The 22,538-nt window shown below is 45.1% G+C and carries 23 protein-coding genes; 11 read left to right on the plus strand and 12 right to left on the minus strand.

The window, feature by feature from the left end; genetic code table 11:
• Window positions 1–32: 32 nt before the first annotated feature.
• From ACRD7P_RS06660 to ACRD7P_RS06670, 3 genes are all read left to right on the plus strand, one after another.
• Complete coding sequence (locus ACRD7P_RS06660; RefSeq protein WP_430906760.1) at window positions 33–260, plus strand: hypothetical protein; 228 nt, start codon at window positions 33–35, stop codon at window positions 258–260.
• A gap of 147 nt (window positions 261–407) precedes the next feature.
• Window positions 408–1,757: a sugar porter family MFS transporter gene (locus ACRD7P_RS06665; RefSeq protein WP_430906761.1), complete on the plus strand. Its 1,350-nt coding sequence runs from the start codon at window positions 408–410 to the stop codon at window positions 1,755–1,757.
• 144 nt (window positions 1,758–1,901) lie between these two features.
• Window positions 1,902–2,030 carry a hypothetical protein gene (locus tag ACRD7P_RS06670; protein ID WP_430906762.1) on the plus strand — a complete coding sequence of 43 codons (129 nt, stop codon included), beginning with the start codon at window positions 1,902–1,904 and terminating at the stop codon, window positions 2,028–2,030.
• A gap of 371 nt (window positions 2,031–2,401) precedes the next feature.
• Here the strand turns inward: ACRD7P_RS06670 and ACRD7P_RS06675 are convergent, their stop codons facing one another.
• Window positions 2,402–3,037 (minus strand): MarR family winged helix-turn-helix transcriptional regulator, encoded by a 636-nt coding sequence (locus ACRD7P_RS06675; RefSeq protein WP_430906763.1) that lies wholly within the window; start codon window positions 3,035–3,037, stop codon window positions 2,402–2,404.
• 119 nt (window positions 3,038–3,156) lie between these two features.
• Between ACRD7P_RS06675 and ACRD7P_RS06680 the strand changes: the two genes are divergently transcribed.
• On the plus strand, window positions 3,157–5,505 hold the full coding sequence (locus ACRD7P_RS06680; protein WP_430906764.1) for a TonB-dependent receptor: 2,349 nt from the start codon (window positions 3,157–3,159) through the stop codon (window positions 5,503–5,505).
• Between the two features lie 335 nt (window positions 5,506–5,840).
• A complete protein-coding gene (locus ACRD7P_RS06685) occupies window positions 5,841–7,322 on the plus strand; it encodes an arylsulfatase (RefSeq protein ID WP_430906765.1) in 1,482 nt (493 codons plus the stop codon).
• Between the two features lie 5 nt (window positions 7,323–7,327).
• On the opposite strand, the gene ACRD7P_RS06690 is transcribed toward ACRD7P_RS06685, so the two are convergent.
• The 6 genes from ACRD7P_RS06690 to ACRD7P_RS06715 all read right to left on the minus strand — a co-directional run bounded on the left by ACRD7P_RS06690 (window position 7,328) and on the right by ACRD7P_RS06715 (window position 11,872).
• Window positions 7,328–8,092: a DUF6503 family protein gene (locus ACRD7P_RS06690; RefSeq protein WP_430906766.1), complete on the minus strand. Its 765-nt coding sequence runs from the start codon at window positions 8,090–8,092 to the stop codon at window positions 7,328–7,330.
• Between the two features lie 338 nt (window positions 8,093–8,430).
• Window positions 8,431–8,931 carry a nuclear transport factor 2 family protein gene (locus tag ACRD7P_RS06695; protein WP_430906767.1) on the minus strand — a complete coding sequence of 167 codons (501 nt, stop codon included), beginning with the start codon at window positions 8,929–8,931 and terminating at the stop codon, window positions 8,431–8,433.
• A gap of 68 nt (window positions 8,932–8,999) precedes the next feature.
• Window positions 9,000–9,533 carry an NAD(P)H-dependent oxidoreductase gene (locus ACRD7P_RS06700; RefSeq protein WP_430906768.1) on the minus strand — a complete coding sequence of 178 codons (534 nt, stop codon included), beginning with the start codon at window positions 9,531–9,533 and terminating at the stop codon, window positions 9,000–9,002.
• Between the two features lie 135 nt (window positions 9,534–9,668).
• Window positions 9,669–10,511, minus strand: a complete 843-nt coding sequence (locus tag ACRD7P_RS06705) for a helix-turn-helix domain-containing protein (protein ID WP_430906769.1) — start codon at window positions 10,509–10,511, stop codon at window positions 9,669–9,671.
• Window positions 10,512–10,534: 23 nt separating this feature from the next.
• Complete coding sequence (locus ACRD7P_RS06710) at window positions 10,535–11,497, minus strand: aminotransferase class I/II-fold pyridoxal phosphate-dependent enzyme (protein WP_430906770.1); 963 nt, start codon at window positions 11,495–11,497, stop codon at window positions 10,535–10,537.
• 12 nt (window positions 11,498–11,509) lie between these two features.
• Window positions 11,510–11,872, minus strand: a complete 363-nt coding sequence (locus ACRD7P_RS06715; protein ID WP_430906771.1) for a hypothetical protein — start codon at window positions 11,870–11,872, stop codon at window positions 11,510–11,512.
• Between the two features lie 155 nt (window positions 11,873–12,027).
• Between ACRD7P_RS06715 and ACRD7P_RS06720 the strand changes: the two genes are divergently transcribed.
• The 3 genes from ACRD7P_RS06720 (at window position 12,028) to ACRD7P_RS06730 (ending at window position 13,194) form a co-directional block, all read left to right on the plus strand.
• Window positions 12,028–12,168, plus strand: coding sequence for a hypothetical protein (locus tag ACRD7P_RS06720; RefSeq protein ID WP_430906772.1), 141 nt, complete (start codon window positions 12,028–12,030; stop codon window positions 12,166–12,168).
• 91 nt (window positions 12,169–12,259) lie between these two features.
• Entirely contained in the window at window positions 12,260–12,694 is a 435-nt protein-coding gene (locus tag ACRD7P_RS06725; protein ID WP_430906773.1) for a hypothetical protein, read from the plus strand.
• A gap of 251 nt (window positions 12,695–12,945) precedes the next feature.
• On the plus strand, window positions 12,946–13,194 hold the full coding sequence (locus ACRD7P_RS06730) for a hypothetical protein (RefSeq protein WP_430906774.1): 249 nt from the start codon (window positions 12,946–12,948) through the stop codon (window positions 13,192–13,194).
• A gap of 101 nt (window positions 13,195–13,295) precedes the next feature.
• On the opposite strand, the gene ACRD7P_RS06735 is transcribed toward ACRD7P_RS06730, so the two are convergent.
• From ACRD7P_RS06735 to ACRD7P_RS06745, 3 genes are read right to left on the minus strand one after another with little or no spacing between them, the layout of a single operon-like run.
• On the minus strand, window positions 13,296–14,468 hold the full coding sequence (locus tag ACRD7P_RS06735; RefSeq protein ID WP_430906775.1) for a PepSY-associated TM helix domain-containing protein: 1,173 nt from the start codon (window positions 14,466–14,468) through the stop codon (window positions 13,296–13,298).
• Between the two features lie 56 nt (window positions 14,469–14,524).
• Window positions 14,525–15,811 (minus strand): DUF4374 domain-containing protein, encoded by a 1,287-nt coding sequence (locus tag ACRD7P_RS06740; RefSeq protein ID WP_430906776.1) that lies wholly within the window; start codon window positions 15,809–15,811, stop codon window positions 14,525–14,527.
• 26 nt (window positions 15,812–15,837) lie between these two features.
• Entirely contained in the window at window positions 15,838–18,183 is a 2,346-nt protein-coding gene (locus tag ACRD7P_RS06745) for a TonB-dependent receptor (RefSeq protein ID WP_430906777.1), read from the minus strand.
• Between the two features lie 130 nt (window positions 18,184–18,313).
• On the opposite strand from ACRD7P_RS06745, the gene ACRD7P_RS06750 reads away from it, so the two are divergent.
• The 3 genes from ACRD7P_RS06750 to ACRD7P_RS06760 all read left to right on the plus strand — a co-directional run bounded on the left by ACRD7P_RS06750 (window position 18,314) and on the right by ACRD7P_RS06760 (window position 20,498).
• Window positions 18,314–19,294 carry a helix-turn-helix domain-containing protein gene (locus ACRD7P_RS06750; protein WP_430906778.1) on the plus strand — a complete coding sequence of 327 codons (981 nt, stop codon included), beginning with the start codon at window positions 18,314–18,316 and terminating at the stop codon, window positions 19,292–19,294.
• Between the two features lie 77 nt (window positions 19,295–19,371).
• A complete protein-coding gene (locus tag ACRD7P_RS06755; RefSeq protein ID WP_430906779.1) occupies window positions 19,372–19,725 on the plus strand; it encodes a DUF6686 family protein in 354 nt (117 codons plus the stop codon).
• Window positions 19,726–20,012: 287 nt separating this feature from the next.
• Window positions 20,013–20,498 (plus strand): Fur family transcriptional regulator, encoded by a 486-nt coding sequence (locus ACRD7P_RS06760; protein WP_430906780.1) that lies wholly within the window; start codon window positions 20,013–20,015, stop codon window positions 20,496–20,498.
• 34 nt (window positions 20,499–20,532) lie between these two features.
• On the opposite strand, the gene ACRD7P_RS06765 is transcribed toward ACRD7P_RS06760, so the two are convergent.
• Together ACRD7P_RS06765 and ACRD7P_RS06770 are read right to left on the minus strand one after the other, a co-directional pair.
• The gene (locus ACRD7P_RS06765; RefSeq protein ID WP_430906781.1) at window positions 20,533–20,868 is read right to left on the minus strand and encodes a hypothetical protein; all 336 of its coding nucleotides are present in this window, start codon (window positions 20,866–20,868) and stop codon (window positions 20,533–20,535) included.
• Window positions 20,869–21,135: 267 nt separating this feature from the next.
• Window positions 21,136–22,509 carry a hypothetical protein gene (locus ACRD7P_RS06770; RefSeq protein ID WP_430906782.1) on the minus strand — a complete coding sequence of 458 codons (1,374 nt, stop codon included), beginning with the start codon at window positions 22,507–22,509 and terminating at the stop codon, window positions 21,136–21,138.
• Window positions 22,510–22,538 lie beyond the last annotated feature (29 nt).

Genomic DNA, 22,538 nt, shown 5'->3' on the forward strand with positions numbered 1-22,538 from the left:
TAAAGTCAGCCATTGGTATAACCTACTACGAAATGGCACGTTCCCCCCTCATCTTATGTATTTTTACCTTGCTTTTAACTAGTTCTTGTCAGTGGTTCTCCCAGAAAGATGGGAAGCACCTGCCCCTGCACAGCCCGGAAACCGAAGAACAAAAAATGGACTTCAAAGACTTGCGACAGCAGCACGATTCCCTTAAAAGACCCGACAAGCTCCAAAAGCGACGAAAAAGAAGGGATACCCTAAAACCGCAGAGCGCCTAGGTATTGCTTGGTGGCACTACCCCATAGCAATCCCATTTTGAATCGATCCGAGGGAAGCAAAACCTCTTATACCATTTCTGGTGTTAGCCGAAACGATGCTAGCGCAAATTTTACTAGTTTTAGTAAAAAGTAAAAAAGCAGCGCAGCATGAATTCAAGACTTTTTAAGGTTTCCCTTACCGCCGCACTATCGGGCTTTCTTTTTGGTTTTGACACCGTAGTGATCTCCGGGGCCAACCTGCCCATTAAAGCGCTTTGGAATACATCACCATGGTTTCATGGTATGTTCATTATGTCGATGGCACTTTGGGGAACCGTGATCGGCTCGCTTTTCGGGGGTATTCCCTGCAACCGTTTTGGACGAAAAAAAACCCTTTTTTGGATCGGAATCCTTTACGCACTATCGGCCATTGGTTCCGGATTGGCGACAGACCCCTACGTTTTTTCGTTTTTTAGATTTATCGGTGGCTTGGGCGTAGGAGCCTCATCGGTAGCGGCACCCATTTACATATCCGAAATTTCCACTCCGGAAAACAGGGGGAAGTTGGGCGCATTGTACCAGTTCAATCTGGTTCTGGGCATACTCATCGCCTTTATTTCCAACTATCTTTTAAAAGGGGTGGGAGGTGCCAATGATTGGCGCTGGATGCTGGGTGTGGAAGCCATACCCGCCATCGCCTATACCCTAATGGTGGTATCGATCCCCAATAGTCCAAGGTGGCTAGCCATTACAAAAAAGGACGATACAGGGGCCATGGCGGCCTTACGGATGCTTTTCGGAGAAGAGGCGGCCAAGGACAAACTACGGGAAATCAAGGCGAATATTCCCGATGTGGCCCTAAAGGAACCCTTGTTTTCCGGGCGATACCAAAAACCGTTACTGCTTGCGTTTTTCATAGCGTTTTTCAACCAACTGTCCGGAATCAACTTTGTGCTGTACTATGCCCCCGAAATTTTGGAAAGGGCCGGTTTGGCAGCCAAGGAATCCCTTTTTAGCTCTATCGCTATCGGCGTGGTCAATCTCGTATTTACGTTTATAGGGGTTCGGCTTATCGATAGGTTGGGCCGTAGGCAACTCTTGAAAATCGGTTCGTTAGGGTATATCGTAAGCCTGGGAATGGTGGCCTGGTGTTTTTACGCCAATGCAGGTTCGGCCTTGTTGCTGACGTTTATCCTAGTGTTTATAGCTTCGCATGCTATTGGACAAGGCGCGGTCATTTGGGTATTCATTTCAGAAATTTTCCCCAACAAGGTAAGGGCCTTTGGGCAGTCGTGGGGGACGGGAACCCATTGGGTTTTTGCCGCGGTCATCACCCTGATCACCCCAATATTCTTGGATGCCGACAAGGGAATCTTTAAGGACAACCCCTGGCCCATTTTTGTGTTTTTTATGGGTATGATGGTGCTTCAACTCCTTTGGACCTTATTTAAAATGCCGGAAACCAAAGGCGTTTCCTTGGAGGAACTGGAGGAACAACTGCGTGGAAAGACCAAATAGCACTCGTTGAATTTCAGCACTTTATCGAAAAAATCGGTTTTACATCGGGCAAACACACTAAAGGGGGCGCCTTTGGTCGAAATAATCCCCTTAAAAGTGGTATTACGACGGAAATTTCATTAATTTACAGGAAATTATACACATATGGAACATGAAATTACTTCTGGTGAAAGACTACTTAACGGTTTTCTTAGTGTAATGGTGGTGTTATTGATCGGTATTTTGTTATCGGTCGTAGTCGCCCTTTTACTATGGGCCGTTGGCGTTTTTTAGCCAGAAACTTTAGTTCCCCGAATACAATCTTATTGCCCCTATTTATCTTTACAATTTAATTTTGACAAATGCCATGGCCCCTTTTACCGAGGGGCCTTTTTTGTTTAAGAAGTCATTTAAACTTTTTGGATTGTAGCGATCCCGACGCTTCGGGACATGATTTTTTATCTTTTTGAAGCCTTTTTTGAGTTGCATAGCTGGGCTACAGAAGGAAAAAAGTCGAAAAAAGGGTGAAAAAGCATAATTTTTTAGCACACGATACCATTCCCACCATAAAAGAGCAGGTATAGAAATGGTTCAAAAGTACCGGACTGCAGCTAAACTATTGCTTTGTCCCTTACCGTTATTACCGAATACCCTTTGATGTCCCTTCATTCTTCTTTGGTGTTCAAAAGCGCATCCAAAGGGTTTTCGCCCGATCGGTATATGGCTTCGTGATAATCGTCCAACTTTTGAAGGAGCTTCAACAGACTTTTCTTTTCATCGACCGAAAGCGGGGCCGTCACCACCTTTGCCGCCAAACCCGCATTTTTATAGGCAACGATCAATGCGTTCATTCCATTTTCGGTCAAACGCAACAATTTACTTCGCCCATCATCGGGATTGGGGTATTGCACGATCAACCCACTTTTCAAAAGCCTCTTTATGATTTCCATTCCCGACGACTTCTCATAGACCATTAGTTTAATGAGCGCCGATTTTCCCAATGGACCATGCTGCTGGAGCATCGCACTAAAAATAAACTCCATATTGGTGGTAAAAGGTCCCGTTCCCAAGGCTTGCTTTAAATAGGTATTCCCATAGCGGGCCAAACGCCCTATTTGTGCGGAGAGTTCGGTATCGATCGCCACAAAGGGAGCGCCCAAAATTGTTTTATCGGGCCCTTTTTTTTCAGATGCCATAAGCCAAACGGCGAAGTCCTCTACCGAGAGAGGTTTCCCTTGCTCCGCTTTATGATATGTAATCGCTTGGTCCACCAATTGTTGGATAAGCACCTCAATGGTCATCTATTTATGTATTATTTAACACTAAAAATTTAAAATAAAGTATTAAAAAATACTTTATTTGCCAATAAAATCACATCAGCATTCAAACAAACTTACGAATAACCCCTAAACCGCCCTTTATGAAACGTTTCTTTCCCTTGCTATTACTTCTTTTTCCATTAGTCATAAGCGCCCAGATCGTTGGCGAGGTTACGGGCACTGTCATTGATGAGACCGGCACTCCTATTTTGGGGGCCAGCGTACTTTTGGAAGGAACCACCTTGGGCGCACAAACCGATTTTGACGGAAACTATCGCATTTCCAACGTGCCCCCGAAGTCCTATAATCTCGTCGTTAGCTACCTTGGTTTTAAAACACAGACCGTATTTAACGTAGTAGTGAAATCGAAAGGGACACCGGCCTATAATTTCACTTTGGAAGAGGCCAGCCAGCAATTGGACGAGGTAGTGGTGTCCAATGCGAACAAAATCAGTAGGCCCAGGGAAACACCCTTATCCACGCAGACGCTTTCGGCGGTAGAGATCGCCACCTATCCTGGAAGTAACAACGATGTGGTGCAGGTAGCACAGACCTTGCCCGGCGTGTCGCCCTCCATTGGCGGCTTTCGTAACGATCTGATCATCCGTGGCGGTGCCCCCAACGAAACGGTCTATTATCTGGACGGAATGGAGGTCCCTAACATCAATCATTTCAGTACCCAGGGAAGCGCGGGCGGACCTGTGGGCCTTATCAATGTTTCATTTATCGATAACGTTACCCTGTCCACTTCGGCATTCGGCGCCCAATACGACAATCCATTGTCGGGGGTGTTACAATTCAGTCAACGCAACGGAAATGCCCGTAATTTCAACGGAAACTTTCGTATCAGTGCCAGTGAAGCGGCATTGACCCTTGAAGGTCCGTTGTTCAAGGGCGCCAACGAGGAAAGCAAGACCACGATACTTGCCTCCGTTCGACGCAGCTACCTCCAATTTTTGTTCGAAACCATTGGACTGCCCTTTCGCCCCAATTACTGGGACTATCAATACAAGGTATCGCATGAGATCGATGCCTATAACACCATTAATTTTTTAGGGTTGGGATCTATAGATGACTTCTCCGTGGAAACCCCGGATGATTTTGATGCCGAGCAACAGGCACAACTGGAGCAGGCCCCCTTTATAGACCAACGCACCAATGCCATAGGGCTTACTTGGAAGAAACGCTTCAAGGATGGCTCCGGATTTATGCAGACCACCATTAGTAACAATACCTTGGTAAACGAATTTACCCGTTTTGAAGATCCCGAGAACGAAAGCGGTGTCTTTTTTAACAACGATGCCCGGGAATCGGAAAGCAAACTACGATACCAGATCACCAAATTTCTCGGGAATTGGAAACTTAGCGCAGGGGGCAATGTACAACGGTCCGATTATAAAAACAACACTGTCGATCTGATCGACAACATTACTTTCGATACCGAAATCGATTTTATGAAGTACGGCCTCTTCGCAAACCTTACGCGAAGTTATTTGGATAACTCCTTGGATGTTTCCCTTGGGTTCCGAATGGACGATGACAGCTTTACCGATCAAGACAACTTACTATCGACCTTTTCGCCACGCTTTTCGCTATCCTATGAATTTTTGGAAAACTGGAGGCTCAATGGTTCGGTAGGACGTTATTTTAAAATACCGCCCTACACCATTTTAGGGTTCCGGTCCAATGAAAACGTTCTGGTCAACCAGGATGCGGCATATACCCAAAGTGACCACTACGTACTAGGCCTACAACACTACCCGAGCCCATCGTCCAGTATTTCGTTGGAGGGGTTTTACAAACGTTATAACGATTATCCCGTGTCGGTCTTGGATGGTGTTTCCCTAGCCAACAAAGGAGGTGGTTTTGAAGTACTCGGCAGTGAGGATGTTGCTACGGTCGGTCGTGGCAGAAGCTATGGCCTGGAATTTCAGTTCCAGCAAAAGTTGAACAATAACTTTTATGGGATTTTTGCCTATACTTTTTTCTACAGCGAGTTTACCGGCTTTGACGATTCCGTTTTTCTTCCTTCGGTATGGGATAGCCGCCATTTGGTATCCTTTACGGGAGGATACAAGCTCAAAAAGAACTGGGAAGTAAGCGCCCGTTATCGTTTTGCCGGAAATACCCCTTTTGTTCCCACGGACTTGGACGCCACCTTGCAAAACTACCCTGAAGTTGTTTTGGACTACTCTCGATTAGGAGAGGAAAAATTGGATATCTTCTCGCAATTGGACCTCCGAATAGACAAAAAATGGAATTTGAAAAAGCTCTCTTTGGATGTATTCATAGAAGTACAGAACATTTTGGCCCAACAAACGCCCCAACCGACACAGTACGGACTCAACAGAAACGAAATGGGCGGTATCGTCACCCCAAGGAGTTTGGCCGCCATTCCGGAGGCGGACGGCCAGATCATTCCAAGTATCGGTGTTGTTGTAGACTTTTAACCCGCTTTATGCATTAGAAAATCTATTACAGCTTCCAGCTACTTCAAACTATGGTGCTGCGCTACATTTTTAAATGTAAGCATAGCCCCGAAGTTTCGGGGCTATGCTTACATTTAAAAATGTCATATTTTATCGCAGCTAAAAGCTTCATTACGAAGTTCTAATGCATAATCCGGGTTTAATGGAAAGCAACGCTGGTATGGCCCTGCTATGGTATCGGCAGGGTGTTTCAATACTATTGCTAAAATAATTCGATTCAGTTTGTATCTTTAGTGTCGATTTAACGGTTCGCATGCAACACCCAAGCGCACCGTCAAAACTTAATCGACAACCAAATGATGACCAGAACGATGCTTTATGGCCTACTGGCAAGTGGGCTGACCACACTGATTTCTTGCAAACAACAAACCACGGAAAAAGCGGCCCCGACCCCGCCCAACATTGTTTTTATTATGGCCGATGATCTGGGGTATGGCGATATCGGCACCTATGGACAGGAGAAGATCGCGACCCCTTTTCTGGACGAAATGGCGCGCCAGGGCATTCATTTTTCCAATTTTTACGCGGGCACCTCGGTCTGTGCCCCATCCAGGGCCTCCCTAATGCTTGGGAAACATACCGGTCATTTGGCCATTAGAGGAAACCGACAGGATAGCGTTTATGGAGGGCAAATGGCACTTTTGGACACGGATAGGACCATTGCGGAATACCTAAAAAAGGTAGGGTATACCACCAAGCTTATCGGAAAATGGGGTCTCGGAAACCCCCGTTCGTCCGGTGACCCTTCACAGCAGGGATTTGACAGTTACTATGGCTATACCGACCAAATTTTGGCCCATAATTACTATCCGGAATTCCTTTGGAAAGATGGTGAAAAACAATCGTTAGACAATACCGTACAGTACTTGGAAAAGGATGCATGGCATGGCGGACTGGGCAGTTATTCCACAGAAAAAAAAGAATACTCGCACGATCTTTTTATGAAAGAGACCGTGGCATTTTTGGAAACCGAACGATCGGAACCCTTTTTTTTATACTTGTCCCTGACCATACCGCATGACAATGGGGAACAATTGGACAGCATGCGGTTTGAAGTACCGCAACAAGGGGTCTATAAAAATAAGAAGTGGACCAAAAACCAAAAGGATTATGCCGCAATGATCACACGTATGGACCAGGGCATCGGCACCGTTATGGAGACCTTAAAAAAACAAGGGCTTGACGATAATACCCTTGTTATCTTTACGAGTGATAACGGCCCTATGCGCCAAATGCCGACCACCGCTTTCTTTAACAGCAACGGTCCCTTTCGGGGCGGAAAACGGGACCTTTACGAAGGGGGCATTCGCATGCCCTTCATTGCAAAATGGCCCGGAAAGATAAAACCGAACTCCGTTTCCGATCACCCATCGGCCTTTTGGGATATTCTTCCCACCCTATCGGAACTTGCCGGAAATCCGTTGACCCAAAACGATGAAACGGATGGCATATCGTTCGTTCCCACGCTTTTGGCACAGGAACAGACACAAAAACACCCGGCGCTTTACTGGGAATTTCATGGCAGTAAGGAGGTACTGCAGGCCGTTAGAAAGGACAACTACAAACTGGTCAAAAAAATGTCGCGGCAAGACACCATTGTCCGTTGGGAACTCTTCGATATTGCTACCGATGCCGAGGAGCTTACCGATCTGTACGAACGCCGCCCTAAAATTGCCCTGGAATTGCGCACTTTACTTCAGGAGTCCCATCTGGAATCGCCCGTTTTTGTACTTCCCGATGAACAAAAGGAACGTTCCGTAGGTTACACTGGGCATTGAGTTCCCTATTGATCGAATAACGCGGTACCGATCTCTTTGTTGAACTCGATATTTTTCCAAGTGGTTTTCGCCCATGTTTTACCAACCACCTCGGCATCCCAATTGGATGCGATATACGCACGCTCCGATGGTATTTTAATTCCATTTATGGTTTCATAACGCAAGGTCATCAACTCCGGTTCGGTAATGCCAAAGGCGACGACGGTAAACAAAAATTGGTCGACAAGCTTAGTCTCCTTATTTATGTACAGCACATAGGTATCTTGGGTATCCCCAATATTCTCGTCAAAGGTTACCCTAACCAGATCGTAGGTGCTACCATTGGTTTTTTTGCTCCCGATATGTTCCAGGTTCACCCCTTGGTCCTGAAGCTTGAACAACATGGAGAACCAATAAAAATTTGTTTTTCTGAAAAATCGAGCCATTCCCTTTGCCTGTTTATCTTCGGCAATTTTTCCATCGAATTTTATCCAGGCATCGGCGCCGTTAAACCCTTCGGAAACTTTTCCTTTGGCTCCCAAAGCGGAATGTTCGGAATATACTGCGTGCGACAACTCGTTCTCGAACACGTAGGTTTCCCTGCTTTTTAGGGACATTCCCGAGTTGGGATCTGAGTACTCCATGTCGTAGCTGACATTATTCAGGTCGTAGAACGCCTTTTTGCCGCCCAATTCGTTTACCATGTCTTCTACCAACCGATCTGCATTTTGTGCCGATACGCCGTATAGCAAGCCCATAGCCATGACTATAATTATACTTTGTTTTTTCATCTTTAAAAATAGTGTTGTTTGGGACGGTCAGGAACTTGAAAACACGGTCGGTTTTTCCTTTTTTGAGATAAAATCATCTCAAACTATCCTCTCGCATTGCCCTTTGGCAAAAACATCCGTCACCCAATATGTTTATCTAAAATAGTGCGCAATACCAATTTAACTTTGAAATGGTATAACTATAGCTATAAGGGAATGTATCGGTTTTCCGATTTTCAAAAAACGATCCATTCCCTTTATAACTTTACATGCTACAAAACCTCCGATGCTACCTGATTTATGGTCAAAAATGGAATACTACCATTTTAACTTTGAAATAGCACTAATAAAACGCTTTATCAATTATTGGCATGCGAATCGTAAACCTTACCGCTAATTTTCCACTCGCCGTCTTTTTTATACAGTACAAAAAAGTCTGTGAAACGCAATCCGCTCCAGTCGATAAACTCCACTTTTGCCGCAGCGGCAGGCCCGGAAATATCGATCCATGCAATATGATGCTGTACCTTTTCCGAGGGACCTCCCTGCGTAACGGCACCTCCAAATTCGTCGGCGGTCATGTTGTAATGGGTACCTGCAATAGACCCTACGATATGGGCGTGATCAAAGAAGGCCGACCGGCTTAACTCACCGTCTCCGGTACGTGCACTGGTGATATAGGGCTCAAGTGCCTTTGCTACTTCCTTTATTTCGTTGAAACTTTGTTTTTCGTCTTGAACATTCATAATTACTTTATTTTTAGTGTTATTGGAAACGCCATCGTTTCCTGAAATTTGTTTTTCTTGGGCGTACGAAATGGAAACGCATGCCAGTAGTACTGTAAAAATTGAAATTTTCATGTATGGTATATTTAAAATCATTTGATGTTTCTATGCTTACCTTAATATAATATCGACCGTGATTTCGCCTATAACGCTTTAATGAAATCGATATATTTTTTCGCATTGTGGTCAATAGCTCCCTTAGTAGGGTTATGTTCTTCCCCGTAAAAAGCGTATAACGGTCGGTAATCCGATTTGATGTACTTGAACGTGACTTCAAAAGGTCGGGTCAGCTCTTCAAGGGTATACTCATATCTGCCAGAATCCCGATAGTCTTCTTCCTTGATACCTGCGGTAACGGCCAACGCAAATTTTTTCCCTGCCAGTTTATAGCCGCTATTTTTTCCGTACGCCCAGCCATGGGACAGCACCACATCGATCCACTTTTTTAAAAAAGGTGGACAATTGAACCAGTAAAACGGAAACTGCAGTACCACTTTATCTGCTGCTTCCAACAGTTTCTGCTCTTTTTGGATATCGATTTCCAAACTGGGATAAGCGGCATGTAGGTCATGGACCAAAATAGCATCCGGATGTTTTTGCAGTTCTTCGATCCAACGCTTGTTGATTTTTGAACTTCCCAGTTTTGGATGGGTCACTACGACCAATGTTTTTCCCATATTCGATCTGTTTTAAAATGCTATTGAATGGTATTGGACAAGTGATACCTATCCCGACCTTTATTAACACCACAAAAATACTACGGATATAAAGGCTGCAAATGGAAGAAAAGTCCGCAGATATGGATAATCGGTTCAGGAGGTTTCCTGTTGGCGATATTCGGTAGGGGAAAGGCCGATTTTCTTTTTAAAGATACGTGTGAAGTAAAGTGGATCGTTAAAACCGACACCATATGCAATTTCACTGATGGCCATTTCGGTAATACGGAGCAGCTCCTTGGCCCTTTTCAATTTTTGTAGCGTTATGTAATTGTTGGGCGTATCGTTAAAGGTTTTGGTGAACTCCCGTTTGAAGGAAGATAGGCTAAGGTTGCACAACTTTGCCAAGTCTTCCGTTCCAAGGTTCGAATATCGGTGCAATTCGATAATCTTCTTTAATTGAACGCTACGGCTCGAATATAAATCTGAAATCAACTCTTGAATGGAGCACACATTTTTGGATTGCATCAGTAAAAGGATCAGTTCCTTTATTTTCAACTCCAACAAGTCGTCGTTGATCAGGGCGGGGTTTTGAAAATAAAACTCCAATGAATCGATGAATCGGGAAATTACCTCTTTGGACACCACTACCTCGCTCGGATCTTTACACTCGTTATTTTGTATCGCTCCCGGCAACTCGTTCGCGTACAATTTTTTAAGGACTTCGGGATACAGATGAACGACCATGGCCTCTACTTCTTCCTCGTCCGTTTGTTTCAGCAACTCCAAAAAATGGTTGCCACATTTCAACAGCACCGCTTCTTGACTGTTTATTTGAACATTTTGATTTGCCGATAACAACTTTGGCGCCCTATCCTTAAAATAAATGAAGCAGCCGCTGTTTTCGAAAAGGGCTTCGTACCTAAAGGGGGTTCCCATCTTTATTTTTTCGATAAGTATCTTATCCCTGTATTCAAATGTTTGCCTGTTCAAAACCATTGGTTCCCGTTTATATTCGATACTTATTGTGGAGTTGTATTTTCAAGACGCGCTTGAAGGTAACTGGTCAACCGTTCCATGGCCACCGACAAGTACGAAAACGGTACTGCCGTAAAAACAATTCGGAACATTCCTTTCTTTTCATGCCCGAAACCCTCGCCGGGCGTCAATAGCACACCCGTGTTCCGGTAGATTTCCAACCACAGTTTTTCTTGCCCAGCATCGGTATGGGCGCTAAGGTATTTGGAGAAATCGGCCCAAACGAAAAAACTGCCCTTTGCGGCAACGTATGGTATTTCATTTTTTCGCAAGTGAGTGACCACCAGCCGATAACTTTTGGTTAGGTGCTTTCTGTTTTTAGGAATATAGGCCTTAACAAAATCGACATCCTTTAACAGCTCGCCAATGGCCCATTGGGTAAGATTGGAGACCAAATGGGGTACGTTGGCATTTTCAAAGGCTTTCATAAAACCAGGGTTTAGGGAGTGAACCACCCCTACCCGCAATCCCGACATGGCAAAATCCTTGGATAAGGCGTACCACATGTGCAGGTATGCACTATCCATTTCACGCATTATTTTAGCGAAGGAAACGGATGCTCCACTATTGGGGTAATCGGCGCGAAGCACCTCGTCCTCAAGGTCGATTTTTGAAAGTCCGTAAATCTCGTTGACCACCATATGCACGTGGTGTCGCTCGCACCAACGCGCAATATCCCGTAGCGTTTCGGCTTCATATACGATACCGGTAGGATTGTCCGGGGTAGTGAGCAATAGTATTTTAAACCGTTTTCCCTTGGCGGTAAGTTCTTTATGAACGGTATCCAACAGTGCGGTGGTCACCGGACCTTGGGCAGGCATTTCTTCAAGTTGATGATGCGTTTGCAAATTGAAGCGCTCCGCGCCCGTTTTTAACCCCAGATCGTTCGTATACATGGGGTAGGAAGGGGCCGGTATCACCACCACATCGCCCGGATCGGTCAACACAAAAGCCGTTACTTAGATAATGGCCGAGGCCCCGGCAGAAAGGCCTATGGATTCCGGGGAAATAGGACATTTACAGAGTTCAGTTTCCATAAAGCCCGAAATGGTTTCCCGCACCTCCGGGTTGCCCAAAAGATGGGTGTAATTGAGTACCCAATCCGGGATATTGCCCTGCACCAAAACGGCGTTCAGCCGATCCCTTATTTCCGATGCCATCAATTGGTTTTCGGCAACATTCAAGGGAAAGGCACCGTTCGGGTTTTCATCCGGACCGTACAAATTTTGTGAAGCTTCCATGAACACCTCAAAATCGACCCTTGCAGCATTTTTAGCAAGCTTTTTTCCTTTAGAGGACAAATTGGAGATAGCATCGTTCATTTTTTAACGTTTTGATGAGCGGGACCTGTTTTACCGAAAAACTTGCGTTTTACCCTATATGTTCGGGAACGGCGAACCACCAGCATTCTTTTTCCTGACTTATGGAACGGTCGTATTCGCGACCGCTTTACTTACAATAAACATAAAGAAAATATATGGCGCGCAGCATCGTACGAACGAAAACCGTTACCTCGGTTCAGGACTATACCCACCTCGGAAATGCCCGTGCCGAAACGGAAGAGCGGACCACTTTGGTACCGGTCTTTAGTTGTTCTAATACGAGCTTCCCTATTTGAGATGGAGTCCGGGTACATCCCGGGAATGGAGCGCATACTCTTAAAGGGAAAAATTTGTGCTTATATCTCCAATTCTTTTTGATAAAAAACCATGATAAAAAATCCTGAGACCGACGATTCCAAGGCGGGCCATGAGGGTATTTCGCCCATTTCCATCCCGATTGCCATCACGAACCGTCATGCATATGGGATTATACTGCCCAAAGCGATTTGTTGGCAAAAAGCTATTCCGACCCGTTCCAAGGGGTATATGTCCGGAAAACCTGAGGTAGAACCATTCAGGATTTGCCTAGACGAAAACGATTTATATGTAAAACACGGTCATTTTTCCAACTTGGAACGGGTGGGAACGCTTTGCAACGGATGTATTGGGGGTAGTTCAATTCAGGTCGAAAAAGTAATTGCAATTTTGGTTCCTGAAAGCATGAACAGCAGACACATTTCAAACGCAGGAACAGGTCCGGGAATTGGCATGTCGGTCGCCAAAAAATTCGGAAGGGAAGGGTATTCCGTACGGCTGATCTAACGTCCCGCCAACAAGTTCCTTCAGTAGAGTACGGAACCGAACGAACCAGGAATCCGAAATTCAGTTTTTGAAGCGGATAACCAGAATTTTAAAACGATGGAAATTCAAATATATCCTACCCGGTCAAAAATGTGTCGCCGGATTATTCTATTTTAAAGCAATCTAAATTTAAATAATTGATTTACAGCTATTTAAATTCATTCTAATAGTGTTTCACCTTAGTTTTACCGTATTAACCTAAAAAAAGAAAAATGGCTATACGATTAGGAAACAACTGCAAGAACTGTGAAAGTTTAATGAGCAATGGGCAATGCAAGGTACACGCCGTACAAGTTGACGGTCACTATACCTGCGACAGCTTTGAAATGAAGTCGGAACTGACCAATAAAAAAGACTGCACGTCCTGCTTTCGTTTTGAAAAAGACGATTGCGCCAACCCTACCAAAGCTGCCCCGCATATGATGTGCGCCGTTTGGGCACCACAAAACGTTAGTGCATAAATATTTTTATTTTGAAAAGCTAATAAAAAAGTGGAAGTCGTTGCTCCATATTTTTAAGAGCGGCCCCGAATAACGGCTTGCCATCGACACTTAAGAACCAATTAAATACCGGTACCTTCCCGTACCGGTATTTTTTTTGTTGTCGCCCCGGACCGCTTCCGTCTGCCCCACCAGCTCAAAAACCCGGTCAGCGGTAAACTGGCAATGAGTGCGCTTGCCAAAAAAGCCAGTATTTTTCCCGCCAATCCTCCAATGGCGCCCACATGAATGTCATAGTTCATGCGTATCAGCTTATCGGCAAAATGTGCATCCTTATATTTTCCGTAAATACTTGGGGTTTCAATTTCTTCCAGTGTATGTTGATCAAAAAACCGATAGTCCGAATCGTAATAAAGACCCTTTGAACGAGCCACTTCCACATAAATACTAGAAGAATCGTTATGGGGATAGTGAATTTCATAACTTTTTGCATGGGTCGTTTCCGTTTTCAATAAAGGAATCAGTCGGTCTATCGGTAGTGTGTCCCGTTCCACAGTACCTATAAACGAACTGTTTTCGGGAATAATAAATTGGGGAGCCTTTTCTCCACCTGCAGTTTTATATACCGCATAGTAAAACCAATTGAAGGCCATTACCGATCCGGTAAACGCCAGTACGAACGCCAGCGCTGCTCCGTAGAATCCCAATATCCTGTGTAGGTCCACATTTTTACGCCTCCATGTAGTTGTAGCTTTCCATTTGAACGTTAATCGCTGTTTGGCATATTTGCGTTTTTTTGGCCACCATAACACCAATCCGGAAAGCAGGACGAAGAGGAACAAAAAAACCGCTATGGATACTACTTTCCCTCCTATCGCTCTCGGCAACCAAAGGTACATATGCCCTTCTAGCATAAATGCAAAAAAACCGGATAGGTGATCTTTTACATGCAGTACTTTCCCGGAGTAAGGGTCTAGGTAAACACTTTGGTAAAATTCCGGTTCCGCCTCATAAAAAATAACTTCAATGGCCTTTTCATCTTCCTGATAAAGCGTTCCGTGGACACTTTTTTCGGGAAACACCGCCTTGGCAAATTTTCGGGCATTTGTCGGTGTTATCATTGGAGCCGCTTGGGGCGATACCGTACTATAATCATCATATAAACCCTCAATTTCTTCCTTAAAGACCCATCCGCATCCCGTTACGGCCACCATAAAGACTATGAGCCCACTTAGCAGGCCCAAGTACCGATGTATTTTAAAAATCACCTTTCGAAACGTTCTGTTCTTACCCAAAATCCGTTTTTTGATAAAAGGGCGGAAATGGTTACTTCCGCCCTTATTCCATAGTGCTAGAGTTTAAAAAAGCCCTTTACCGTTTTACCGACAATCCCCGCTCCTTTCGCGGCAGTGGCATTTTCGACATTTACGACATATACATCTGCCGCCGTAGCGGTTTCTATGCTGACATAAACCTTTCCTTCGTCAACAAGTATCGGGGAGGAATACCTTTTGGCATGTAAGGGTACGTTGGCGACATCGGTAATCGTTTGGTTTTCCAAATCGATAATGACCAATTTTTGTGTGAACAGATCACGACCATATGCCGACCAGGCCGGACCGGAGTCGTCGGTTAAAATACGGGCTATCGCTTTATTGCCCCCTACATAATCGAACCAAAACAGCTTACCGCCATTGGTGGCCGCCTCAATATCAAAAAAGTAATCCGTATCGAAATCGGTTTCCCCGGCCTTGATTTTTAAAATGCCCGATGGTTTGGTGGAAGCCGGGGCAAAGCCGGCCATGGTCGCCCCACAGGAAAAAGAATACATATCGCCACCGTCCGTTTTGACCATACCCGTGGTAGCGCCGTTCACTCCGATGTTACTTGTTCTGGCGTCCGAAATGATCTTTATCGGCTCGGTACCGACATTGGGGTAATCATAAACGGCAACAAAGGCACTGTCGGGACTAACGGTAAAAAAAAAGCCTTTGGCGTCCAGTTTATGAAAGGGCACGAACAGTTTATCCCCGTTCACCTGTAACGCGGTAGGCCATGCAACAATAGAATCTTTTTGGTCCTCAAAAATCCTGGTGCCTACTATTTTGGACACGTTTACCGTATTGGCATCCACAAAATGAAGTCTTCTGTTGGCGAAGCCGACCCGTGGGATCTCCATGGCCAAAAGGGTTTCTGCGGCTTCATCGGCCCCGAACATTTCAAGGGAGTTCTCAAAAATGAATTCCCCTTTTTTCACGATCTCACCTTTTTCGTCGGCCGTATAGCCCGCACATTGGTTGTCATCGCTATAACCGGAGGCAAAAAGGGTTTTTCCGACCGGATAGTAAAAACGCCATCCTGTCTGTTCGATCCCTTTTCCGTCGGCGGAGAGCATTCCCGTTTCCAGACTGGGTTCATTGATAATAAACTCGGTTTCGTCGCCCCCGGTAGTTTTTAAGGCAAAGGTGATTCCCGAACTCACCGGATCGGGATCAGGCTGTGGCTGAGAATCGGGTTGCGACACCGGGTTCATTGGAGCGTTGTCGTCGTTAGAACAACTTCCTAAAAGTAACGTACAGGCCATTAGTACCGACAAAGGTCTGGCCAAGCCGAAGCTAAAAGGGATTTTCATTTTCATAATACTCGATTTAATGGTTAAAAAAATTAATTGATAAAATAACTTAGTTTGATATTGAAGGATCTTCCGGGACGCTGGATACTAAAGTTGTCGAAAGCCAATTGGTCGAATACATTATTGACGGCCAACGCCAGGTTATATTTCCCCTCTTCCATGGTATATTGCACCCGAAAATCTTGGATAAACTGCTTTGGAATTACATTTTTTTGATTTGGATCGCCCAAATTTTCCCATATCAGAAAAAACTCCTGAACGAAACGTAGGTTCCAAAAAAGGGATAGCTCATTCTTCTCGTTCGGTTTAAAAGGGACGATTCCCAACTGTGCATTGCCGAACAAGTAAGGAATATTGGGTACTTTACTGTTAAAATTGATATTGGGCAATCCTTCATCAAAAGCGGTTTGGTCGGTAATTTCCTGATAGGTAAGGTTCGTGCTTAGCCGTAAAAAACGCCTGTAACGTAGAAGGAGGGCCGCTTCCGCACCAATGGACCTGACGTTGTTCAGGTTTTCGAATTCGCCAAAGGGGCCCAATGGATTGAAGCGGATGAAATTTTTGGAATTTCGATAAAAGAGATTTGTCTCCGCATCAAGCCCAATGTTATTGTTTTCCGTATCGTAACGGATACCAAAATTGAAATTATCGCTCTGTTCGGGGCCCAATCCAGGGTTGGGCGTGATATAGATACCATCGCCTAAAATTTCGAATGCTTCCGGAATGCGATAGGCCAGTTCATACGAGGTCTTAAATGACAATTTAGGGGACCTTGCGTAGGCAATTGCGGCACCATATCCAAGATCCCCAAAGCGCGGGGCACTGTTGGTAAACGTTCCGTCAATGCCCTCGGAGATAATGCTTCCCTTGAAGCGGTACCCTTTTAGAAACGGGGTGATCTCGATCCCCTTTGCTATATTTTTATAGGTATATGAAAGCCCGACAACATTTTTGTTTATGGTGTTCGGTACCTCGAACACCCTATTTAAGGGGTCTACAATATCATCCCCGGTCCGTTTTAACCGGTTTTGGTTCAGCGTTAGCCCAAGGGAACCATAATCGTTGAAGCGATAGCCTATGGTGAGTTGGGAATTTGCTACGATGTCGTCCAGTTTTAAAAACGAGCGCCGTTCCAACAGCTCGCCTTTGGGATCGTCATCGTCCCTTTTTATAAAATCGCCCGCCCAATTGTATTTGAAAGCGCTGGTGTCGATGACGCTTTCCCGAACCTTTCCCAAAAGGGCATATGCCTTTATATGCAACTTATGGAAGGTCTTGTGGTAGTTGATCCGTCCCAAATAACTTTCTCCCTCGGTACGGAAACCGCCAAACACCCTAAGGATGTTGTTGTCGGGATGCTGATAATTTTTACGGTTTAGGGCACCGGTCAGCATTATTGAAGCCCCATCGGCCCATTTCTTATCAAAAACCCCTGCCTCCAGGGTCACCATGGCAGAAGAATAATCGTCGTGAAAGCGATCAATGTCGATGGTACCGAGGTTATTGCCCAATTCCAGGTCGAATACCGGTACATCGCGCATCAAATAATCATTATCGGAATGGTTGTAAAAGGAGGATACCTTAAAAAAATGCCCTTTCCCTTTATCGGCATATTGGCCATTTACCGAGGCGATGTGCGTATTGAAAGACCCGTAGGCATAGGAAACATCGAGAAAGGACTTGCCGCGATAAGCGGTGGTAATGTTGATTGCGCCTCCCAAGGCATCGGCACCGAGCGTTGTTGGTACCACACCTTTAAAAACCTCTATCCGCTCCACCAAGTTTGGGGGAAAATTATTCAACGTCAGCGAAGAACCGAAACGCTCCATGGGCACACCATCGATAAAATAGCGGATCTGGTTGCCCGAGAGACCGTTCAGGGAAAGATCAAAACCGGATCCCAGACCTCCGGACTCACGGATGTTTACCCCGGAAACGGTTTTTAGCAACTGGTTAATGTCCAAGTTTGTGTTCTTAACAGTGGCCGTTTCCAGCACCGCTACCGAGAAACCCTGCTCCTTTAGTTGTTCGGCCTTGGAGGTTCCCACGACCACCATTTCATCCAACTCTTCCGCCGATCGCAACAGCCGGATGGATAGCCGTACTTCATTGCCTTCTTGAACGGTAATGGGAACCACTTCTTTTGTATACCCCAAAGAGGTACACTCCAACAGATGGTCCCCAATGGGCGCTCTGGAGATTTTGAAGCTACCATCCGTACCGGTTACGGCTCCTATGACGGAATTTTGGAGCAATACGGTCGCACCCAAAAGAGGATTGCCCGCTTCGTCGACTACCGTACCGGAGATAGCGGTTTGCCCAAAAATCGAGAAACCTATGAAAAAAGGCAGTGCTAATAAAAAAACGTTTTTGTACATTAGTTTTTATTTAGACCAAATATAAAGAAGTGCAAAAATAGCGGGGAATTCGTTTACTATTTTCCGCAAAACGGAGTAAAATATCCGCGATAGGGATAAAAATACCGGTCCCTTGCACAAAGAAGGATTTATGGATACCGTACGTAAGAATTTAACGCTAGACCGTCAATATTTCGGAAACGACATCACGACTTCGAACCGTTTTAGGGATACGAACTCCGCTGTTTTATTCGATAATGTACAGGGGAGCTATCGCGAGATCTATGTAAACGGGTTTTACCTTGGCCATAACGATATGCGCCTCGGAAAAAAGGCCAAAACCCATACCCAAAGCGGCCAAGAAACAGTGGAACTCATTTGCTGTATGGAGGGGGCCTGTTTACAAATGAAAAGTACCCTTGCCAGCCCTGTTCACCTTATTGCCAACAGCTATAACGTAATCTACTCCAAAAAAAGTAACGCCGAGACCGATTGGTTCCCGACCAATGGCCGGGTTTCGGTGTTACAGATCCATATGGTACCGCAGCTGTTCTTGGAATATCTGACGCTAGGGGACAAGAGCCAAAATACCGTTCGTTTCGAAAAAAACATCAAGGCCGGAAAGTCTTGTCAGTTATGTTCCGAAGGCATGCCACTTTCACCCTATATGCAATTCGCCATCGATCAAATCATCAACGCGGACGCATCCAAGGTGTTCAAACCCTTGTATATTGAATCTAAAATTTTGGAATTACTGGCATTGCAATTAAAGCAGATCGTCGCCTTGGAAAAAACACCCATACCAACGCTAAAACCGGAAAGCATCAAAAAAATAGCCCGTGTAAAGGCCTTTATGGAACAGAACCTTCATAAAACCATGACCCTTGCCGACCTTTCGAAAATAGCGGGCACCAACGACTATGCCATAAAAAAAGGGTTCAAAAGGCTTTACGGAACCCCCGTTTTCGCGTATTGGAACACTTTAAAAATGAATATGGCGAAAAAGTTGTTGTTGCAAAAAACGGTATCCATCGGTGAAGTCTCCGACAAATTGGGCTATAAGAACCAACGGCATTTTAGTTCGGCCTTTAAAAAACAATTTGGTCTTACACCCCGACAGTTTCAAACGTAAATCCAAATAGCCACACCGGCGTCCGTTGGTATGAGCACCCCAAGTACACAAAACCTAACCCTATTAAACAGCCCTTTATGTGCCATGAACTAAGTACCCTTTCAAAAAATAATGATGGTGCGCTTTTATATTGCGAAGCCTGCAACATCTATCATCTGATATTCAACAACATCTATCTTGAGTTTACAAAAGCAGAAATGCGGGCATTTCAACGTTTTGTAACAACGATCGATATCGAACAATGGGAAACATGCTGCAATAGGGTCATGTTCAAACGTAAGATTCCCATACAGTCCATGCAACAGAACTTGGCCCTGATTTTTAATCGAAGGGAATTGCTTTCGTTAAAGGATCTTATCTTTCAGCGTACCCGAAAGCCCGAAAGTACTATTCCCTTGATCGAAATCGATTATCAGAGCTGTTTAAATTAGGGATTTGCCGCCTAAAGCAGCTCTTGATCTTGCAAGAATAAATGTATCGACCGGTACGGATAGCACGACCAATTGCCCAACGGAACCATTTTTTGGAACGGCATACTACCGATAGGAAGAAAAAATATGGAAAAAAGTTTATCCTTACCATGTAAGGGAACACCCAAAAAATATCAAATGGACCACTTCGATGCCAGCACCGGAGAATAGCGCCCAAAACAAACAATACCCCTTAAAAAGGGCCGAACCAAAAACAAATTTGTACATTTAATAAAGAAGGAACAGTTATGGCCTGTGAAAGTAGTTTCAATATTACCAAAGGAGTATTCACCGCATTTCTTGAAGAAAAGGGACACCGGAAAACACCGGAACGATATGCCATTTTAGAAGAAATTTATAATACGGACGAACATTTGGATATCGATTCCCTGTATGTTCAAATGAAAAATAAAAACTATAGGGTTAGCCGCGCTACACTTTACAATACCATGGAGCTATTAATGGAGTGCCATCTGGTACGAAAGCACCAGTTCGGCAGTAAGGTGGCCCAATATGAAAAATCGTTTTTTCAAAGCAAACACGACCATATCGTTTTAACGGATTCCGGAGAGATTATGGAATTCTGCGATCCGCGGGTGGAAACGATCAAAAAGACCATTGAAGAAATATTCAACATTACCGTTGACAGCCATTCCCTGTATTTTTATGGTACCCGAAAATCGGATTCGAATTCTACGGAAGACAATATCGAAATGCAACAAAAGGCCAAATAAGCCCCTGAACATGCGTTCTTGCGGAATGGGAACATTATTTTAAACGATACGCTTCCAAGGTAGCATCGATATTGAGCATAAATTGAGTGCCCGCAATCAAATCTTCCATTTTGTCCAGTATTGCGTCGCTTACCTTAAGGCAGATGTCTACCAGTGGACCGGTACACCAAATTTTTTCACAAGGCCCTTTACAATTACCACAGTCACAGGGCTCATGTGAATTTTTGACTACGGTCAACAAATGGTCCAATTCTTCCTTTGACATAAAAAGCCCTACCGTATCGATTACCAATTGCACCTCGCATTCCGGGTTAGTACCAAAATCGACCTTATAAGAGGCCCCGTACTCATTTTTATATAATAGCTCCATTGTCCACGTTATTTTTAACCAATTTTCAACTCTTTTGATCGGGTTTACGAAAAACTATCAAGTTGTTGCAAAAAACAGTTTACCATCTTGAAGGAATACGAAACGGACCAAGGGTACCGCCGCGTATCGCGCCATAATACATCATAGTATCCAGGGCAACCCTTCCTAAATCAACATAGCGTTATTCGTCATATTCCCTTGTTCTGGCCGAGTATAAAAGCCTCCCGTAACCCGGGAGGCTTTGCTATTTTTCGTACTACAAATGCTTCAATCAAAGGTAAAGGACACATCATCTATAAAGGTGACCGATCCGGCAATCGGTATCGGGTTTGGCGCTACAAATTCAGGCGAAGAGGACATTACGAAAATGATGTTCGTAGGAACCTCATCGGCCACCAAAACGGTAACGGGAGCGGAAAATGCGGTATAGTCGGCCACATCCTCAAAAACGGTGTCCACGGTGGCAATGATCGTACCTGCATCGTTCGTCATTACGGCATACACCCTAAAGCCTCCACTGAATTCCGTTTCTTCGCTGAGCTGGCCCTGCGAAGTACAGCTACCTTCGGGGAAGGATACCGGATCACCACTAACGTGCTTGTAGAAACCGGTAATGGCGGTAGGTACTTTGGTGAAAGGGTAGGCAACCGGTGAAAAGTCCTGAAAAAAGTCCTCCGGTTCGAACAGCCCTACCACACCGGCTACGGGGGCAAAAAAGCCCGAATCGGAAATTAGCTTGACCGCGGAATCCCCAGAATTGACATCGGCTCCGGTAGCCTGGGTCACATAGAACGCATCTTGTTCAAAATAATCGTCCGTAGTACTAAAGCCCAAAGGCCTGTTTAAACTGGTTATGTTTCTATTGAAGGTCTTTTCATCATTATCGATGCTGCAAGTGGTACCATTGAACGCTCCGTCGGCAATACGGTACACGGCTACTTCCTGGGTGCCAAAATCTTCAAATCCAAGATTGGCAATGCTCAGAACATCTTCGGCACCGTCCAAATAATCGGGAACCCCGTCACCATCGCTATCGTCATTGGTTACATCGCCATCGCCATCGGTATCCTCGTCAAGCGTTGCGATACCGTCCCCGTCGTCATCGGCATCCAAATAGTTGGGGGTGCCATCGCCATCGGTATCGTCATTGGTGGGGTCGGCATCGGCATCCAAATCCTCGTTCAAGGAAATTACACCATCGCCGTCATCGTCATTGTCCAGGTAGTCAAGTACGGCATCACCGTCGGTATCTTCGGTAGCTCCTTCGGTGGCCGTGGGCACACCGTCCCCGTCATCATCGTTGTCCAAATAATCCAATATGGCATCGCCATCGGTATCGGTACCCGGTCCCTCGTCCGCCGTAGGGATACCGTCGCCATCATCATCGTTATCCTTATAATCCGGGGTGCCGTCCCCATCGGTATCATCGTTTTCAAAATCATCGTCACCGTTAAGATCTTCATCGCCATTGGTAATGCCGTCGGAGTCTTCATCCGCACTACCATCCGGTTTTTCATCAGGTTCGGGTTCGGGATCTGGTTGCTGTGTTACCGGGGGCTCTGCCGGTCCCCCATCATCGGAAGAACAGTTTGTTAAAACCACCAACAGCACCAAAACGCTCATAGGTAACCAAAACTTCATTTTTTTCATCATTATTACTTTTAATGTTC

It is taken from the genome of Maribacter sp. 2-571 (assembly GCF_050589625.1).
GTDB lineage: Bacteria > Bacteroidota > Bacteroidia > Flavobacteriales > Flavobacteriaceae > Pelagihabitans.

Coding starts and splice junctions, on each gene's coding strand:
- ACRD7P_RS06700 (WP_430906768.1), bottom strand. CDS start 9,533: ATGGGAAAAACATTGGTCGTAGTGACCCATCCAAAACTGGGAAGTTCA.
- ACRD7P_RS06770 (WP_430906782.1), bottom strand. CDS start 22,509: ATGAAGTTTTGGTTACCTATGAGCGTTTTGGTGCTGTTGGTGGTTTTA.
- ACRD7P_RS06665 (WP_430906761.1), top strand. CDS start 408: ATGAATTCAAGACTTTTTAAGGTTTCCCTTACCGCCGCACTATCGGGC.
- ACRD7P_RS06690 (WP_430906766.1), bottom strand. CDS start 8,092: ATGAAAAAACAAAGTATAATTATAGTCATGGCTATGGGCTTGCTATAC.
- ACRD7P_RS06720 (WP_430906772.1), top strand. CDS start 12,028: ATGGCGCGCAGCATCGTACGAACGAAAACCGTTACCTCGGTTCAGGAC.
- ACRD7P_RS06660 (WP_430906760.1), top strand. CDS start 33: ATGGCACGTTCCCCCCTCATCTTATGTATTTTTACCTTGCTTTTAACT.
- ACRD7P_RS06670 (WP_430906762.1), top strand. CDS start 1,902: ATGGAACATGAAATTACTTCTGGTGAAAGACTACTTAACGGTTTTCTT.
- ACRD7P_RS06740 (WP_430906776.1), bottom strand. CDS start 15,811: ATGAAAATGAAAATCCCTTTTAGCTTCGGCTTGGCCAGACCTTTGTCG.
- ACRD7P_RS06675 (WP_430906763.1), bottom strand. CDS start 3,037: ATGACCATTGAGGTGCTTATCCAACAATTGGTGGACCAAGCGATTACA.
- ACRD7P_RS06760 (WP_430906780.1), top strand. CDS start 20,013: ATGGCCTGTGAAAGTAGTTTCAATATTACCAAAGGAGTATTCACCGCA.
- ACRD7P_RS06730 (WP_430906774.1), top strand. CDS start 12,946: ATGGCTATACGATTAGGAAACAACTGCAAGAACTGTGAAAGTTTAATG.
- ACRD7P_RS06685 (WP_430906765.1), top strand. CDS start 5,841: ATGATGACCAGAACGATGCTTTATGGCCTACTGGCAAGTGGGCTGACC.
- ACRD7P_RS06680 (WP_430906764.1), top strand. CDS start 3,157: ATGAAACGTTTCTTTCCCTTGCTATTACTTCTTTTTCCATTAGTCATA.
- ACRD7P_RS06745 (WP_430906777.1), bottom strand. CDS start 18,183: ATGTACAAAAACGTTTTTTTATTAGCACTGCCTTTTTTCATAGGTTTC.
- ACRD7P_RS06755 (WP_430906779.1), top strand. CDS start 19,372: ATGTGCCATGAACTAAGTACCCTTTCAAAAAATAATGATGGTGCGCTT.
- ACRD7P_RS06695 (WP_430906767.1), bottom strand. CDS start 8,931: ATGAAAATTTCAATTTTTACAGTACTACTGGCATGCGTTTCCATTTCG.
- ACRD7P_RS06750 (WP_430906778.1), top strand. CDS start 18,314: ATGGATACCGTACGTAAGAATTTAACGCTAGACCGTCAATATTTCGGA.
- ACRD7P_RS06725 (WP_430906773.1), top strand. CDS start 12,260: ATGATAAAAAATCCTGAGACCGACGATTCCAAGGCGGGCCATGAGGGT.
- ACRD7P_RS06715 (WP_430906771.1), bottom strand. CDS start 11,872: ATGAACGATGCTATCTCCAATTTGTCCTCTAAAGGAAAAAAGCTTGCT.
- ACRD7P_RS06765 (WP_430906781.1), bottom strand. CDS start 20,868: ATGGAGCTATTATATAAAAATGAGTACGGGGCCTCTTATAAGGTCGAT.
- ACRD7P_RS06705 (WP_430906769.1), bottom strand. CDS start 10,511: ATGGTTTTGAACAGGCAAACATTTGAATACAGGGATAAGATACTTATC.